Source organism: Veillonella denticariosi JCM 15641 (assembly GCF_002959855.1).
Classification (GTDB): Bacteria; Bacillota; Negativicutes; order Veillonellales; family Veillonellaceae; genus Veillonella; species Veillonella denticariosi.
Genome location: NZ_PPDB01000001.1, coordinates 347,872 through 365,671, shown reverse-complemented (window position 1 = coordinate 365,671; position 17,800 = coordinate 347,872). Strand labels below are relative to the sequence as shown.

Genomic DNA, 17,800 nt, shown 5'->3' with positions numbered 1-17,800 from the left:
ATATGCTACAATATGTATATATCCATGTGTAAAAATACTCACAACATGTCTATAACAGAAAGGGTCCTTATGAATCGATTTAATTCCAAAGGTGTCATTATCGCCATCATTATCGCTATCGTAGGCATTTTAGGCGCAGCATGGTATTTCTGGTGGTATCTGCCTCATACACCGGCATATACATTACAAATTATATATCAGGCCGTAAAGGATAAAGATGCGGACGAAGCCTTGCGACATATCGATACAAAATCGATTGTGCGCAATATCGTCGAACGCGAAGGCAATACATATGTAGACACATCCAATCCATTCGGCAAAGCGGCCATCGCCGCAAGCAAAACATTCGGTCCCGCATTATTAGAGGATGTAATACGAAAATATATTGCCGATCCGTCCAGTTTTTCCTCTCAACAGGCGGCTCATGAAAGCTCCACTACCAACCAATCAGATAGCGACAAAAAGTCTATGGTCGATCGGCTCATCGAAGGCCGTATGTTTGAAGGCCACGATATAGAAATCAAAAACATTAAATCATCAGAAGAGGACGATGATAAAGCAACTGTAACGGTAACCGTACAGAATAACAAACACAATATGACGAAGGACATTCGTCTCTTGATGCGTCATCTCGGCGACGGCACATGGGTTATTTACGATATACCGGATATTGAAGATCTATATACGATTACACAAAAATAATAGAAAGCACTCGTTCAGAGCACCTTATGTACAATAAAGGACACATCTGTGATACCGAATCACAGGATGTGTCCTTTTATGTTTATTTATCGTTCAAAATTGACAACGGCCAAGGTAACCGTCACCTGAGATATGAGGCGCTCCTGGTCATCCAGCATATCGAAACGCCATACATGTGACATCTTCCCCTTCACAAGCAATGTGCCGCGGGCCGTCAACTCACCTTCACATTTCATAGGGCGTAAATGATTCGCCGTAACGGATTGCCCCACACCGAATTTACTTTCATCTATGAGTTCATTCGTCATCATGCCGGCTACGATTTCCGCGAACGCCAATGTAGCACCACCGTTTAAATATCCTTGCAGTTGACTGTGAAAGCTGCCCAAATGCATAACCGCCTCACATGTGGTATCACTTGTCATATGAGGTTTATCAATTTGTAAGGAATCTATTAATGTCATAATCTTCGTCTCTCCACACAATATTCTTCAATGCGATCATCAAACACAGTCACACCTAAGCCGTCTCCGTCAGGAACACTCATAACGCCATCTCTAAAAGATAAGTCGGGATAGATAAGATCCCTTTCAAAGTATCGGGACGAGTCGGATAAATCCCCCGCCATATATGAATCCCCGAGAGCCGCCAATTGTACATGAAGCATCTTGGAGATACCTGATTCCATCATACTGCCGATCCAATACGGAATATGACGCTCCCGACACAGATTGATGGCCGCCTTTGTCGGTACAAGACCGCCCATACGCCCTACTTTCACATTGAGCACATCTATGAGTCCGAATTCAATGGCATAGGACAAATCATCATAGCCCAAAATCGATTCATCCAGACAGATAGGCGTCATAACGTGCCAGCCATCCGAATTGAACCGTTTCCATTTCCAGTCCCGGTAAGACTCTAGCGACGCGATGGCAAAGGGTTCCTCGATACAGGTAAGGCCCAACTCATCATACTGCCGCACCTTGTCAATTTCATCATAGGTATAACTCTGATTCGCATCGGCTGCGAGCACCAAATCGGGGTATGCGTCACGTATTCGAGCCATACGCTCATAACCATCTACGGGATTTACCTTCACCTTAATGCGATTGCAGCCGGTTGCAACAAATCGTTCCACCGTAGGTAAAAGCCCCTCCATCGGCATATCTCCAATGACGAGACCGCTCTGTATAGTATCGCATAGCGGTTGATCCATAATATACGATACGGAATTGACACCGATTCGCTCACAATGCAGATTGATGAGCGCATTTTCAAGGGCCGCGATAGCCATGGTCATGCCGTCCCGCTTCATCCAAAACTGCAATTGCCGAATATAGGTCATCAACTTGGCCGGCCGCATGAGACGCAGGTTGAACACATAGTCATCGACTATGGTGCGCCAACAGGAGTCCACCGTTTCCACCGTATAAAAAGGGGTCGTGAAAGCTACGCACTCTCCATATCCTACATAGCCCTGCTGATCTTCGATACGAACCACTATCGTTTCTCGATCACGCACCTCTCCCTTCGCCGTCTTAAAAGTAAATTTCAAAGGCATTCGCAATCGGTAAGTAGTAATACTTTTAAAGTTTAATATATCATTCATAAGCACCTCACTACATACCTACATAAATTAACGCTCCCGTGGAATAAGAGTATTGCGCATAATCTTTCCCGTTCCGTTTCTCGGTAAAGAATCCATCACCTGCACATATTGAGGAATCTTGTATTTCGCTAAACGGTCTCCCAAAAAGGCAAGTATCTCATCTTTTCCAAGGTTCTGATTATCATTAAAAGCCAAGAAGAGTGCAGGCACCTGACCCCATTTCGAATGTGGCATAGGTACTACGGCGCATTCTTTTACGGCATCCAATGTGTAGAGTAAGTCCTCGATTTCTTTCGGATAAATATTTTCACCGCCGGAAATGATGAGGTCTTTACGTCGATTCAGGATATATACAAAGCCGTCCTCATCAACATAGCCGATATCATCCGTATTAAAATCACCATCGATAGGTTCACGATTGATATAACCGCTCATGACCATAGAGCCTTTCAGATGAATTTCACCGATTCCCTCTTCATCGGCATCAACAATGCGTACCGTCATGCCCGGCAACGGCAATCCCACGGACTCAGATTTATCAGGATGATCCAGCACAGAAAACGTCACACTTTGACTAAAAGTTTCTGTCATTCCGTAGGTCTTATAAATCGGCAAATTCTTTTTTACGCAGGATTCAATAAGGGACTGCGGAATAAATTCACCGCCCAGTAAGATGACGCGTAAGTTATGATGTTGAATTCTCGGCTCCAAGTGAGTCAGAATGGTAGGCACCAATGACATCATATTGATCCGATTACGATTGATGAGATCAAGGACCTTATCCTCATCATATTTCGGCAATACCGTAACGGCCGTGCCGTTATACAAGGACCGCATCAGAATCGATAAGCCGCTTACGTGAAATAGCGGCAGCACCATGAGCCAGTTATCTTCATCGGTCACACCTAACACAGATCGGGACGCCTTTACATGGGCACGAATCTGTCCCCAACGCAAGGGAACGGACTTAAACTGCCCCGTCGTGGCACTCGTATTCATAATGGCCGCAACATCCATATCGTTAAAGGTCCAGTCAAACGTATCCTCTATCACAGGGGCTGAAATGATACTTTCACACGATTCAAACGCAACAGAAATAGCGGAGTCCGGCACCTGATAACGTCGCTCAATGCTGTGCAATACAGTCGTAACACCTAGTTGTGACAGTTGAGCCTCAATCTCGTTCGTCTTAAGATGTACATTCAATAAGAGGACCTCTTTATGAGCCAGCATAGCCGCCAAAATATAGATTGCCATCGTCACGGAATTATCGGATAAGACAGCGATTCTCGACGCATCTAGAGATTCCAGGCTACGAGCTGCATAGATCACCCCTCGGCATATCTCCTCGTAGGTATACCCATTCATACATATGCGATTGGGATAGTGCCGAGCACCGTAACGTAACCACTCCATCATATTACCTTTCATCACATCATCAATGCAAAACCATATGTAAAAGAAAGGCGCCCCACAAGGAGGCGCTCTATGCGAATCGTATCAGCAAAACACATCAGCGGGAGCCGAAACATATCACCTCATACCGAACGGCTCTCACCTCATGCATTATTTCATTAAGGGAACTTAGGAAATTGTTTAAAATTAGGTTTGCGTTTTTCCTTAAACGCATCGCGACCTTCCTTAGCTTCATCGATAGTATAATACATCAACGTCGCATCCCCTGCGAATTGTTGTAAGCCCGCAAGGCCGTCCGTATCCGCATTGAAGGCTCCCTTCAACATACGCAACGCCATAGGAGATAATTCAAGGATTTCGCTACACCATTGGACCGTTTCTTCTTCGAGTTTATCGAACGGCACAACGCAGTTGACCATACCCATTTCATAAGCCTGTGCAGCCGTGTATTGACGACAGAGGAACCAAACTTCACGGGCCCGTTTATGACCGATCATGCGCGCCAAATAGCCCGCACCGTAACCGGCATCAAAAGAACCTACACGAGGACCAGTCTGTCCGAACTTTGCATTTTCGGAGGCGATGGTAAGGTCGCACACGATATGCAATACATGACCGCCACCGATAGCGTAGCCGTTTACCATGGCGATAACAGGTTTAGGAATAACGCGGATCAAACGCTGCAGATCCAGAACATTAAGGCGCGGCACATTATCTTCACCTACATAACCGCCGTGACCGCGCACGCTTTGGTCACCACCGGAGCAAAACGCTTCTTTGTCTTCCCCTTGTCCGTGGTTTGCACCTGTCAATACAATGACGCCCACTTCGTTATCTTCACGGGCCACCGTAAACGCATCAATCAATTCCATAACCGTTTTCGGACGGAACGCGTTGCGCACCTGCGGACGATTGATAGTAATCTTTGCAATACCGTTATAAGTCTCATAAATAACGTCTTCGTAATTACGATCTAGTACTTTCCAATCAAATTTACTCATGGATGTAACCTTTCTCATCTAAAAAATTCAGCACCACCTGCTCAAATGCGCGCGGCTGCTCTATGTGCACATTATGCCCCGCCCCTTCGACGATGACATGGTGAAAGTTCGACATCGTGCCGAACCCATCTCTTCCTATTGTAGTATATTTTATGTCCAACGCGCCACTCACATATAGTCCGGAGACGGATAATTTTTTCAAATCATCTCCCACATAGGGCATGACACCTTGTCCCGATCCACGCAATGTAGCGGCTAACGCATTCGGACTGTTATGTGCACGTCTACGATATATGAGTTCCCGTTGCTTCTGTGAAAGTCGCTGTTGTGATGCAAAAATCGGCGCTTGCGCCCAATGCTCCGCAAACCACGCCCCATCGTGAGTTTCAATACGTTTAGCCAACTCTTCATCAGTTCGTCTTCGCGCCTCACGTCCAGAATCCTCGGCAATGCCGACGGAACCGCTCTCTAAAATGAGGCGTTTGACCTCCGACTCATATTGCAATGTATAGAGCAAGGCTAATCTCGCCCCCATGGAGTACCCCATCAGATGATAGCTTTCACCGGCCACATGATACAGAACCGTATGCAAATCCTCCAGCATAACGGGAATCGTATAGGCCATCTCGTCATCGGGAACATCAGAATCACCGTGACCGATCGTATCGATGCGAATCATGCGATACCCCGGCAGTGTAATCCCGTTCCATGTATATCCGGACTCGGAAAATCCGTGAAGACATACCAGCGGCTCACCGGTGCCGACAATAGTCAAGCCGTATCGATAGGACCCTAAGTCTATATACATGCGTTGCATATCAGTGGATCCGATATTTCTTATGCAACTCTCGACTTCCTTCCTTGGATGTTGGAATTTCAATGATATGTACCCCCGACTGACCGATATACTGTGCGAACGCCGCCTCTAAATCGTCATTATTCCGAACGCGCACATAATCAACACCGTATAATGTGGCAAGACCACTATAGTCAATACCTTGCGACGTGTTAAATAAATAATCAAAATGCTCCGTGCCTTTTTGGGGCAAGTATTGGAAAATGCCGCCCCCATCGTTGTTATGAAGGACGATGGTGAGATTCAGCTCATGTGTCTTTGCGATGGCAAGACCGTTCAAATCGTGAAAGAACGACAAATCCCCCGTCAGTAATACGGTCGTCTTTCCGTTCGTGGACAGGCCTAATGCGGTCGACACGGTCCCGTCGATTCCGTTGGTACCGCGATTTCCGTATACATCCGCATCACTGCGCCCACCGGCCCAGAAGTAATCCATATCGCGGACGCTCATGCTGTTGGCACTCATGATTTGACCGTCCTTCGGCATGAATCGTTGTAACATATAGATGGTTCGACCTTCGAATAATTCCGATTCCTTCGCCACCGCATCCAATTGATTACGACTGTATGATTCCGTATCAATCCATGCAGCAAGGTACTCATCGATAGAGGTATCAAACGTTTGATCGCAACCATCAGCAATGTTCTCTGTCCCGGTAAATGTATTCGCTGCACCGATCGAAATACGCGTCATATCAGTAGCATTCGCTGCACCGACAGAATGCAATTCAACAACATATCGCTTCAAGCCGTTCATCAAACCTTGTGCTGTCGACTGAATATACATGGTCGTATTTCCCATAGGATTCGTATAATCCATAGTAGGACTCACCGATATAATCGTCGTCTCGTCCATAGTCCCTATCCATTGTTGAACACGCTTGGATACAATCATCTGACCGATTTGTAAAATACAATCCGGTTGCAATGCATCACGACGATTTTCATCGGCCAAGAATGCATCATAAGAGGTGATGATATGCTCATCATCGATGCGGCGCATATTTGATAGCGGATCTGCAAGAATAGGCGCTTTAAGCATATGCGCCAATTCCAAAATAGCCATTTCTTCGTCAAGGCCCCAAGCCGGGCCTGCCAAGACGATAACCTTCTTGTTCAAAAGCGCCTCGTAAACGGGCTGAATTGCACTCGGCTGCAACATACCGGTCACCAGTGAAAACGATTGTTCCATGCGCCCCGCCTCAAAGTGCTTTCTATCAAAATCAGGTACCAACGGCTCAAAGAGAGGTACATTAATATGTACCGGGCCGCGCTTCAGGTCCATTGCTTTCATACACGCCTTGCGCGCCACCTGACGCGGATACGTATAGAAATGTTCCTCACGAGGTACAGATAGTTCCTCATAATAATTGACAGCCGTACCGAAAAGCTTTTGCTGGTCTATCGTCTGCGGAGCCCCCATATGTTGTAATGTATGAGGTCGATCGGCGGACAAAATAATAAGCGGAACGCCACTATATTGAGCCTCCAGAACAGCCGGTAAATAATGAGCCACCGCAGAACCTGATGTGCACACCAGTACAGCCGGCTTCTTATGAGCCTTTGCAATACCTAAGGCCATAAAAGCAGCCGACCGTTCGTCAATATTCATATATGTTTCAAAGCCTTTATGCTCCTTAAAAAGCATGGCCATCGTCGTAGAACGCGATCCCGGACTAAATACGACATGCCGTACGCCGAGTCGATGCAGTTCGTCTACGAGGGCTGCAATATATTCGTTCATTTCGATTCCTTTCACTTTTCCTTTGGTAAGGTGTGGTTCAAAAAATGCATTATAAATTAGTCAAAAGGCTGGTTAGCATGAGAAAAACGACTTGGCGGCTTCGCGAAGCGAAGTAGGTGGCCTTGGAGGCTTTTCGCATGCTGACCAGCCATAACTACGAGAAATTTATAATGCATCTAATATGGTTCTCATTTTATTGTTAGTTTCCTCATACTCCGCATCTGCATCGGAGTCGCCTACGACACCGCAACCGGCGTAGGCATACAGGGCATTACCTATAACGAGAGCCGACCGAATGGCCACGACGACGATGCCATCCCCCATGTCTTTCATAAAACCGAATGGCGCCGCATACATACCTCGCTCATGGGTTTCATATTTCTGTAACAGAGCAAGCGCCTGCTCCCGCGGTTCACCGCCGAGGGCCGGTGTAGGATGCAGCAATTTCGCCCATTCGACCAAGGACTTCGTCGAATCTGTAGCGGTAATGATGGTGCGTAAGTGGTATAGATGAGCCAGCTCCATAATGCCCGTTTCCCCTACCGATACATGAGGCGTAATGTCTTTCATGGTATTCAGAATCCGGTCCCGTACGATATTGTGCTCAAGCAAATTCTTAGAATCTGTAAGCAACTGTTCCTTTGTCCACGCATTTGGGCCATCCTTCGGCGCTGTTCCGGCCAACGCATAGCTCAAGATTTCGCTACCTCGATGGCGCACCAGAATCTCCGGCGAAGCGCCTAAAAATGTGCGACCATCCTTTTCATACCCGAAAATAAAACAATTTGGATTATTATCCGCCAAATTAGCCAAAATGCTTGCCACATTAAAAGGTTCCGGACTCGTAAACTGAACCTCGCGGGATGCAACGACCTTTGTCGTTTTTCCATGCGCAATGCTTTCACCGATAGCATTCATCAAACGGTCCCAGTCGGCTCTATCATCACTCGTTTCCACATACTCATGACGTACGCGCGGCACCGGTACGTCCTCGATAACTGCCGGTTCCCCCGCATATAGGTAAAAAGATTCCCCGTTTTCCACAATATAGTAATGGGTGAAAGCAATCATCTCGTGCCCCATCCCCTCCCATTTAGGATCATTCGAGGCATCAAAAAAAGTATCCCCATAAAATACATAGGCATACCGTTTACGGTCTTCGTCATCGAGAACCGTCGCCAAGCGCTTGGCACCGACAACGATACGGTCACTTTGACGATCCACCCAAAACACGCGTTCCTCATTCGGAAAATTGAGCCAAAAAGCTACGGGGCTATTCAGTTCCAACGGTTCTTTATTATATATCATAATCGTATATCGCTTATCGCTATTTATGTAATCAGATATTCATCATATAAAACGCCTAACGTATAAAAGATTTAGTCCTCTTACACGTCAGGCGTCATCGTTAAAAGTTTCTACATTTTTGATATGAGCCTAACGCCCTAGCACGTTGACGGGCTCTTTCACGTTTTCATTATATCATAAATAAGAAATAAAACAATCCTCCACTCCGGCCATGACACATAGCATAGACCCTCCCAATGATAAGGTTATTTCACTTTACCACCGGAAGGGTCATGCGCAATTCCACGATGTAGAGAATTATTTATTTGAAAGCTTTAGCACCGATATCCTTACGGTATTGCATACCGTCAAAGGAAATATGCTCTATTCGTCCATAGGCTCGGTCCAGAGCCGTCTGAAGATCCTTCCCGAGTCCCACGACGCCCAGAACGCGACCGCCATCGGTCACATACTGATGGTCGACGAGCTTTGTACCGGAATGGAATACGATAGTCGTATCATAGGGTTCGATATCCCCCTTAATCACATCACCTTTCGAAGATGTTTCCGGATAGCCTTTCGATGCAAGGATGACGCAGGCAGCGGATGATTGTTTCCACCGCACCTCTTCCGCCTTCAATGTACCCTTGGCACAGGACATCATAATTTCGCCTAAATCGCTGTCCAGTAAAGGCAATACCACTTGTGTTTCAGGATCGCCGAAACGCGCATTGAACTCGACCACCTTCGGACCTTCATCGGTAATCATGAGTCCCGCATACAGACATCCCACATACGGCATACCTTCATCAGCCAATGCTTTTACAACGGGATTTAAAATTGTCCGCATCGCCTCATCCCGAAGTTCATCGGTCAGAACCGGAGCGGGAGCATAGGTCCCCATACCGCCTGTATTAGGACCTTTATCGCCGTCAAAGATGCGCTTGTGATCTTGAGATGCAATCATGGGAACCACCGTCTCGCCGTCCACAAATGCGAGCAAGCTCGCCTCTTCACCGACCATGAATTCCTCTATAACCACGGTATGCCCGGCCTCACCGAAACGATTACCGCTGAGCATATCCTCCACGGCTGCATACGCTTCGTCCACGGTCATGGCTACAACGACGCCCTTGCCCGCAGCGAGACCGTCGGCCTTCACTACGATGGGCGCCCCCGTATCATCAATAAATGACTTTGCGGATTCAACGTCGGAAAATACGCCATATGCAGCGGTCGGAATATCATAGCGTTTCATCAGCTCCTTCGCAAAGACCTTGGAACCTTCCAGTTGAGCCGCCGCCTTGGACGGACCGAACACGGGAATACCTGCGCTGCACAAACTATCGCTAAGCCCTGCCACAAGCGGGGCTTCAGGACCAATGACGACAAGGTCCACCTGATTATCTTTCAGAAACTGAATCAAGTGTTCTGTTTGCTTCCAGTCGATTCCTACCAACTCGGCACAACCGGACATGGCCGCACTGCCGGGAACAGCGTATACCTTCGTTACACTGGGGCTGATAGAGAGGCGCCAAGCCAAGGCATGCTCGCGGCCACCACTGCCGATGACACATACTTTCATAGAGTCCTCCGTCCGGCGCCTAATGCGCCAAGTTTCATAACTAAAATATATTAAAATGAATATATACTCTGGCAATACTGCATTCCATGTTCCTATATCAATGTTTAAAATGACGAATGCCGGTAAATACCATGGCTATGCCCGCTTCGTCGGCAGCCTTGATGGATTCCTCATCCCGAATGGATCCGCCGGGCTGGATAATCGCCGCAATACCATGTTTCGCCGCCGCTTCAACGGTATCGCCGAACGGGAAAAACGCATCCGATGCCATAACGGCACCATGAGCCGCCTCACCCGCCTGTTCCAGTGCGATATTAGCGGAGCCGACGCGATTCATCTGTCCCGCACCGACGCCCAATGTATGATGCTCATTGGAAATGAGTATGGCATTTGATTTCACATGCTTTACCATCTTCCACGCAAATTCAAGAGCCTTCCACTGCGCCTCCGTAGGCTGCACCTTCGTCACCACTCTATAATTTGCGCGGTCCTCAACGATATCATCCTCCGTTTGCACCAATAAACCGCCGGAAACTTTCTTTACCGTCACTTGCCCCGATTCCGGTTTCGACAATTCGATGAGGCGTATATTCTTTTTTGCTTCTAAAATGGTCAATGCTTCCTCTTTGAAAGCAGGCGCCATGATAACTTCTAAAAAGATATGACTCATTTCCTCCGCCGTCGGGCCGTCCACTTCGCGATTAAGTGCAACGATACCGCCAAAGGCCGAAACGGAATCCGCTTCATAAGCCGATACATAAGCATCCTTCAATGTATCTGCCGTAGCGGCTCCGCATGGATTCGTGTGTTTAATGATACAGGCCGCGGGCTCCGTAAATTCCCACACCATATTCCAGGCCGCTTCCATATCCACAATATTATTATAAGACAACTCCTTGCCGTGTAACTGCTTTAATGCCCCCATACCATGAGCCGTACCGATTTCACTATAGAAAGCAGCCCGTTGATGGGGATTTTCACCATACCGGAGATCGGTCACCTTTTCATAAGCACTTAAATATTCAGGCGGTGTAGGACCTTCTTTCAGAATAGTGCTCATGTAATTAGCAATAGCTACATCATAAGCCGCCGTATGTGCAAAGGCTTCCTTCGCCAAAGCGAAACGATATTTTTTTGACAATTCACCGTCTGTCTTTAACATGTGAAGAACTTCATCGTAGTGATTCGGATTGACCACAATCCCTACATATGCGTGATTTTTCGCAGCCGACCGTACCATTGTAGGACCGCCGATATCGATGTTCTCAATAGCCTCCTCCAGCGATACATCGGGTTTTGCAATGGTTTCCCGGAACGGATACAAGTTGACCGCCACCAAATCGATAGGTTCAATACCATGTTCCGCCATCGCCTGCTGATGCTCTTTATTATCGCGAATAGCCAAAATACCGCCATGCACCTTTGGATGTAATGTTTTCACGCGACCGTCCATCATTTCTGGAAAGCCCGTCAAGGATTCAACAGACTTTACAGGGATACCTGCATCAGCGATGACTTTCAATGTACCGCCTGTAGAGTAAATGGTGACGCCTAACTCAGCTAATCCCTTTGCAAAATCTATAATTCCCGTTTTATCGGATACACTTAAAAGTGCATTCTTAATCATATATCCTCCCAACCTCTGTTTTCGCACAGAATGACAATCTTATTCTTCATTGCGTACGATGCGCCCCTCAACAGAAAGCTTATCAGCACAAAATAACCGCAATGCCTCAACGTATGTAGCATGTTCTACGGGCAATAACCGTTCACTCAACGTATCCTCCGTATCATCGGGCAATACAGGCACCGTATTCTGCATAATAATGGGCCCCGTATCCATACCGGCATCTACAAAATGAACGGTACATCCCGTTACCTTTACGCCCGCATCAATAGCCTGTCGATGTCCATGCAGACCCGGAAAGGACGGCAATAAAGCGGGATGAATATTTAAAATCCGATACTCATAGCTGTCGATTAACTGACGTCCGAGGATACGCATATATCCGGCGAGTACGATCCCGTCCACCCCATAAGGCGCGAGGGCCTCTAATTGAGCGGCCTCAAAATCCGCCTTGGAATCATAATCCGACCGTTCTATGACGACAATGGGAATCCCCCACCCGTCCGCACGCTGTACAATCCCCGCATCATGATGGTCCGTAATAATTACAACGAATGTCCCGTTAATATAGTCGTCACACATGGCCTTATAAAGAGCCTCTCCGTTAGAACCGCGACCGCTGGCAAAAAGGGCCAGTCTCTTCTTCACAACTTTATTACCCATACCACCGTTCCCTACATCGGTCGTGATACTGCCGACGCTATTGCTCACAATAGCGATAGCGCCGATATCATCAGTCTCATGCATCAAATTCAGCCCCTTTGAGAACTACAGGGCCGTCACCATTAACGACACGGCCGATTTCATAAACCGCTTCATTCCGTTTCGCAAGATCCGCTTTCACTACGTCCGCCTGTTCAGGTGACACGACGAGAATCATGCCGATTCCCATATTGAAAGTACGGTACATTTCAGGCCATGCCACATTACCCCACTCCTGCAGTTTTGTAAATACCGGCAGGCGAGGCCATGTACTGACATCAATATGAGCCGTTATGCCTTTAGGCAGAATGCGAGGAATATTTTCATAAAAGCCGCCACCCGTAATATGAACCATCCCTTTGAGCAGATTTTTCTCTAGGAGCGGCAATACAGCCTTCGGATACAGCCGTGTCGGCGTCAATAACTCCTCACCCAAGGTTTTGCCGAACTCAGGAATTCTGGTATCGATGGAGAATTTCTTATGTTCAAATACGATTTTACGAACCAATGAAAATCCATTTGAGTGAACACCGGACGAAGGCAATCCCAAAATGATATCTCCCTCCGCGATATGTTCACCGGTAATAAGTTTAGGTCGATCAACGATTCCCACAGCAAAGCCGGCCACATCATAATCATCATTATCGTAGAATCCCGCCATCTCGGCTGTTTCACCACCCAATAGAGCACAGCCTGATTCCTCGCATGCCCGCGCTACACCGCGCACAATATCCGCGACTTTCACCGGGTCCAACTTGCCCACTGCAATGTAATCGAGGAAAAATAGAGGCGTCGCCCCCTGAACGAGGATATCGTTCACACTCATCGCCACACAATCCTGACCGATTGTATCGTGTTTATCCATCATGATGGCGAGTCGTAATTTCGTCCCTACCCCATCAGTACCGGATACGAGCATGGGATCCGTCATGCTGTGCCCCGCCAAGGAGTACAGGCCTCCAAAGCCTCCTAAATCTCCTACTACCCCGAGAGTATAAGTGCGCTTTACGGATTCCTTCATCAATTCCACGGCGCGGTTTCCCGCATCGATATCAACACCGGCGTCACGATAGGTTAAACTGGTTTTATTCGAGCACATATTTGACCCCTTCCTCCTGTTCCGACGGAACCGCAACACTGTAATCACCATTGAAGCAGGCGAAACATAAATCTTTTGCGCCTACGCCCGAAACAGCGCGACAGAGCCCCTCACGGGATAAATAATGTAACTTATCCGCATGAATATAGCTCTTAATCTCATCCACCGTATGAGTCGCTGCAATGAGTTCTTTTCTGACCGACGTATCGATGCCGTAATGGCAGGAGTACTCAATGGTGGGAGAGCTGACGCACATGTAAACTTCTTTGGCGCCCGCCTCTTTTAACATTTTAACGATGAGTCCGCTCGTAGTACCTCGCACGATGGAATCATCGATGAGAACGATACGCTTTCCGCTGACGACATGAGGCAATGCGTTGAGTTTCATGCGCACCGCCAGCTCACGTTCCTCCTGATTCGGTTTGATAAATGTACGTCCGCTGTAACGATTTTTAATGAGACCTTCCGCGAAAGGAATTCCGGAGGCTCTTGCATATCCTAATGCGGCGGTCGTTCCCGAATCGGGGATGGACATGACAATATCCGCATCATATTTTGTTTCATTATATAATTCACGCCCCATGTTGATACGCGCTTCATACACCGACTGACCGTCGATATGACTGTCGGAGCGGGCGAAATAAATATATTCAAAAACGCATAGCTTTTTATCGATTTTTTCGGGCTCCGCATAGATAGTGCTGCGTACACCGCTATCATCGATAATGACCATTTCACCCGGATCGATATGGCGTATAAACTCCGCCTTAATCGCGTCAAAAGCGCAGCTTTCACTAGACAGTACATATCCGTTCTCGGTCTTGCCTAAGCAGAGAGGTCTGAATCCCTGCGGATCGCGAAGGCCCACAAGAGAATCATTTGTGGTAATAACCAACGAAAAAGCCCCCTCGATTTGACGCGCCGCATCGGCGATGCGTTCTACCTGTGTGGCAGCCTTGGACCGGGCAATTAAATTTACGATAACCTCCGAATCCATGGTCGTCTGAAAGATCGAACCGTCCGCTTCAAGGCGCTTGCGGATAGTAAGGGCATTCGTCAAATTACCATTGTGAGCCACCGCAATCTGTCCGCCCTGATAATGAATAACCAATGGTTGAATATTGCGAGGATTATTGGAGCCCGTCGTGGAATACCTGACATGACCGGTTCCCATATAACTCGGCAAGGTCGGCAATTCCTTAATAGCCTCCGTCAAAAGACCCATGCCCTTTTTCAATTCCACATCGTGCCCATCCGTAACGGCGATACCGGCGCTTTCCTGCCCCCGATGTTGTAACGCAAACAAACCCCAGTACACATAACGAGCCACATCTACGGTATGATCAAAGATGCCGAACACACCGCATTCTTCATGCCACTTGTCAAAAATAGGATCGTAATTCATGAGTCACTCCGATTAAGCACGCTCGCCTGTGAGGCGGAACAACATCTCCTTATAGGCTTCTTCAACATTGCCGAGATCGCGACGGAAACGGTCTTTATCAAGCTTGTCACCCGTTGTAGCGTCCCAGAAACGGCATGTATCAGGAGAAATTTCATCCCCTAAAAGCACTTCGCCGTTATGTCTGCCGAATTCCACTTTAAAATCTACAAGGGTTACATTTTTTGTAGCCAAAAATTTCTTTAAAATATCATTTACTTTTAAAGTGATGGTAGAAATCGTATCAAGTTCTTCCTGCGTAGCCCATCCGAGCGCCGTAATCTGCGATTCATTGGCAAAAGGATCGCCTAATTCATCGTTTTTATAACAGAATTCTAGAATCGGATGTTGTAAAGGTGTTCCTTCTTCGATGCCGAAGCGTTTCGCCATGGAGCCCGCTGCAATGTTACGAATAATAACTTCTAATGGAATGATATCTAAGGTAAGTACCAATTGATTGCGGTCATCTTCACGACGGATAAAATGAGTCGGTACACCTTCTTTTTTTAGCAGTTCAAAGAAGAACGAGGAAATCTTATTGTTCAATACGCCCTTACCTAGAATCGTGTCATGTTTTTCGCCGTTAAATGCGGTGGCATCATCCTTATAATGTACAATGTATTCATCTTTATTATCTGTCTGATACACCTGTTTCGCTTTACCTTCATACAATAATGTCAATTTGTCCAGTTCGATGTTAGCCATGATGATCTCCTTTGCCGTAAATTATGAATGATCTATTTTAACCGGAATAAATGCTGAAACTGTTAATATTAAAAACTTTAATTCCGAAAATTCCGAAGTATTCATCGTGAGATATATTACCTCGCAGCGGACGATACAGTCTGAATCGACATCATTTACCGAGTTCGCTCTGCAATGCCTCATTGTCCGCTAACACTTTATCCGCCATATCCTTTCGATATTGCTCGTATCGTTCTTTTAATTCTTTATTGAAAGCGGCACCGATCTGTACCGCAAAGAGAGCCGCATTTTTAGCCCCGTCCACAGCCATCGTCGCCACAGGCATACCGGACGGCATCTGAACGATGGCAAGTAATGAGTCGACGCCCTTAAGAGCCGTCGCATTAAGAGGAATACCGATAACGGGAAGCGTTGTAAAGCTTGCCACAACCCCCGGTAAATGAGCCGCCGCACCGGCACCGGCAATAAAGGCGATAGCGCTTTCCGCTTCGAGGCGTGTTACGAAGGACCGCACAGCCTCCGGCGTACGATGAGCCGAAGCAATAACCATTTCATAGGGAATATTAAATTCATCCAATACGGCAGATGCCTTCTTCATTATGTCCAAATCGGACTTGCTGCCCATGATGATACCGACCTTCATATAACCTCCTAATAAAAAAGCCCAGCCTGAACAGACCGGGTCAAATGCGCACGGATAGCCTCCGAAGATTCACTTGTTAATTGTTGATAAAAGTGTTTCATGGTGCTACCTCCTTTTGGTAGCTAAATTGTAACACTCACAAAACCTTCGGTCAATACTTTTTCGAATAATTAATATATAAGTTTTTGTTATTGTTCATAATATATCGAACAATCGAATGATTAAGAAATAAGATCCATGAAGAATCCACATAATAAATCAGATACTTCACTTCGATTGAAACAGTGTCATCAAAGTCTTTTATGACAGGATATAATCATATTTATCATATAGTTTCCAGTATACAAAAAAGAGACAGTCGATTTATTGAATCGATTGTCTCTTTTATTTAATTTCCGAACGATATATTCTTTTATACATCAGCAGCTATATATTTATAAACCAGCTACATCATGTTCTAATGCGCCGTACTTTCAAAAGCGCTTTTCAATTCACCTACAGATTCGGGAATATAATCCACGATAGATGACATCAACGCATACATCAAGGTAGGCTCGAAAGCATCATCAGCACACATATATACGCAGTCCAGATATAAACTGGAATCCTGCTCGTCAATATAAAGTTTATAATTCTTATACGTTGCATTTTCACGGTTGATAAGCGCATTTAAGGCAGTCATATTCTGAGCTGTCACCTTTTCAGGGCCCAAAACCAAACGGATAACGCTGTAAATACTATTATCTAAGATCACAAATAACGGCATATCCCACAACGGAGATTTGATGTACGAACGATATACGACAGTACCGTCTTCATCTTCAAAATCCTTGCGTTCAAAAGACGTTATCTGCTCTTCTTTCATAAATTTGTCAAAGGCTAGTGCTTTCGGATTCATAACGACCTCTATTTAACTATGCCCGCTACCTTTAGAATACCTTGATGTACCTCATCCAAGTGAGGTTGGATTACACCTAATAAGATATTCACCAGTACGCTAGGGTCAAACTGTTCATCCAATGTAGGAACGGAAATATCCATATATATATTACCGTCTTCATTGCTTACATAATATTTAGATACTTTATATTCCTGATTTAATGTATTCAATTCTTCTAACACGGAAGGAATCATATCTTTTGCAACAGATGTCGTCGTAATCGCTACACGCACATAGGAAAATGCGGAATCATCCACTACGATAAACACAGGCAGGCTGTTTTCATGCACATCTAAACGACCGTGATATACAACTGTATTTAAGTCATCGGTCAATTCCTCCTTAAGAAACCAACCGTTACCGCCTTTTTCAAGATCTGCTACAAGTAAATCAAATTTTTCTGCTTTGTGATTCATAATACCCTCTACAACTAATAACAA

General features: G+C 46.2%; 17 protein-coding genes. 1 reads left to right on the top strand and 16 read right to left on the bottom strand.

The features are described 5' to 3' along the window. Positions 1-69 precede the first annotated feature (69 nt). The gene (locus tag VEHSUH05_RS01760) at positions 70-702 is read left to right on the top strand and encodes a hypothetical protein (RefSeq protein ID WP_054673857.1); all 633 of its coding nucleotides are present in this window, start codon (positions 70-72) and stop codon (positions 700-702) included. 86 nt (positions 703-788) lie between these two features. On the opposite strand, the gene VEHSUH05_RS01755 is transcribed toward VEHSUH05_RS01760, so the two are convergent. From VEHSUH05_RS01755 to VEHSUH05_RS01680, 16 genes are all read right to left on the bottom strand, one after another. Beyond that, positions 789-1,166, bottom strand: a complete 378-nt coding sequence (locus VEHSUH05_RS01755; RefSeq protein WP_054673858.1) for a PaaI family thioesterase — start codon at positions 1,164-1,166, stop codon at positions 789-791. Beyond that, a complete protein-coding gene (gene menC / locus VEHSUH05_RS01750) occupies positions 1,163-2,314 on the bottom strand; it encodes an o-succinylbenzoate synthase (protein WP_105090559.1) in 1,152 nt (383 codons plus the stop codon). The genes VEHSUH05_RS01755 and menC overlap by 4 nt, the downstream gene beginning before the upstream one ends. A gap of 27 nt (positions 2,315-2,341) precedes the next feature. Next, positions 2,342-3,733, bottom strand: a complete 1,392-nt coding sequence (gene menE / locus VEHSUH05_RS01745) for an o-succinylbenzoate--CoA ligase (RefSeq protein ID WP_105090610.1) — start codon at positions 3,731-3,733, stop codon at positions 2,342-2,344. Positions 3,734-3,888: 155 nt separating this feature from the next. Continuing rightward, entirely contained in the window at positions 3,889-4,731 is an 843-nt protein-coding gene (gene menB / locus VEHSUH05_RS01740) for a 1,4-dihydroxy-2-naphthoyl-CoA synthase (protein ID WP_095065288.1), read from the bottom strand. Then, complete coding sequence (gene menH / locus VEHSUH05_RS01735; RefSeq protein WP_105090558.1) at positions 4,724-5,548, bottom strand: 2-succinyl-6-hydroxy-2,4-cyclohexadiene-1-carboxylate synthase; 825 nt, start codon at positions 5,546-5,548, stop codon at positions 4,724-4,726. The genes menB and menH overlap by 8 nt, the downstream gene beginning before the upstream one ends. 1 nt (position 5,549) lies before the next feature. Further along, a complete protein-coding gene (menD, locus tag VEHSUH05_RS01730) occupies positions 5,550-7,331 on the bottom strand; it encodes a 2-succinyl-5-enolpyruvyl-6-hydroxy-3-cyclohexene-1-carboxylic-acid synthase (RefSeq protein ID WP_105090557.1) in 1,782 nt (593 codons plus the stop codon). Between the two features lie 165 nt (positions 7,332-7,496). Continuing rightward, positions 7,497-8,639 carry an isochorismate synthase gene (locus VEHSUH05_RS01725; RefSeq protein WP_105090556.1) on the bottom strand — a complete coding sequence of 381 codons (1,143 nt, stop codon included), beginning with the start codon at positions 8,637-8,639 and terminating at the stop codon, positions 7,497-7,499. A 301-nt stretch (positions 8,640-8,940) separates the two neighbouring features. Then, positions 8,941-10,203 (bottom strand): phosphoribosylamine--glycine ligase, encoded by a 1,263-nt coding sequence (purD, locus tag VEHSUH05_RS01720; RefSeq protein WP_105090555.1) that lies wholly within the window; start codon positions 10,201-10,203, stop codon positions 8,941-8,943. Between the two features lie 97 nt (positions 10,204-10,300). Beyond that, positions 10,301-11,830: a bifunctional phosphoribosylaminoimidazolecarboxamide formyltransferase/IMP cyclohydrolase gene (purH, locus tag VEHSUH05_RS01715; protein ID WP_105090554.1), complete on the bottom strand. Its 1,530-nt coding sequence runs from the start codon at positions 11,828-11,830 to the stop codon at positions 10,301-10,303. Between the two features lie 39 nt (positions 11,831-11,869). Further along, a complete protein-coding gene (purN, locus tag VEHSUH05_RS01710; protein WP_105090609.1) occupies positions 11,870-12,493 on the bottom strand; it encodes a phosphoribosylglycinamide formyltransferase in 624 nt (207 codons plus the stop codon). 76 nt (positions 12,494-12,569) lie between these two features. Continuing rightward, positions 12,570-13,631: a phosphoribosylformylglycinamidine cyclo-ligase gene (purM, locus tag VEHSUH05_RS01705; protein ID WP_105090553.1), complete on the bottom strand. Its 1,062-nt coding sequence runs from the start codon at positions 13,629-13,631 to the stop codon at positions 12,570-12,572. Beyond that, positions 13,618-15,036: an amidophosphoribosyltransferase gene (gene purF, locus VEHSUH05_RS01700; protein ID WP_105090552.1), complete on the bottom strand. Its 1,419-nt coding sequence runs from the start codon at positions 15,034-15,036 to the stop codon at positions 13,618-13,620. The genes purM and purF overlap by 14 nt, the downstream gene beginning before the upstream one ends. 12 nt (positions 15,037-15,048) lie before the next feature. Continuing rightward, entirely contained in the window at positions 15,049-15,777 is a 729-nt protein-coding gene (gene purC, locus VEHSUH05_RS01695) for a phosphoribosylaminoimidazolesuccinocarboxamide synthase (RefSeq protein ID WP_095065272.1), read from the bottom strand. Positions 15,778-15,928: 151 nt separating this feature from the next. Then, a complete protein-coding gene (gene purE, locus VEHSUH05_RS01690; RefSeq protein WP_105090551.1) occupies positions 15,929-16,420 on the bottom strand; it encodes a 5-(carboxyamino)imidazole ribonucleotide mutase in 492 nt (163 codons plus the stop codon). A gap of 457 nt (positions 16,421-16,877) precedes the next feature. Then, positions 16,878-17,318 (bottom strand): hypothetical protein, encoded by a 441-nt coding sequence (locus VEHSUH05_RS01685; protein ID WP_054673862.1) that lies wholly within the window; start codon positions 17,316-17,318, stop codon positions 16,878-16,880. 8 nt (positions 17,319-17,326) lie between these two features. Then, positions 17,327-17,776 carry a hypothetical protein gene (locus tag VEHSUH05_RS01680; RefSeq protein ID WP_054674178.1) on the bottom strand — a complete coding sequence of 150 codons (450 nt, stop codon included), beginning with the start codon at positions 17,774-17,776 and terminating at the stop codon, positions 17,327-17,329. Positions 17,777-17,800 lie beyond the last annotated feature (24 nt).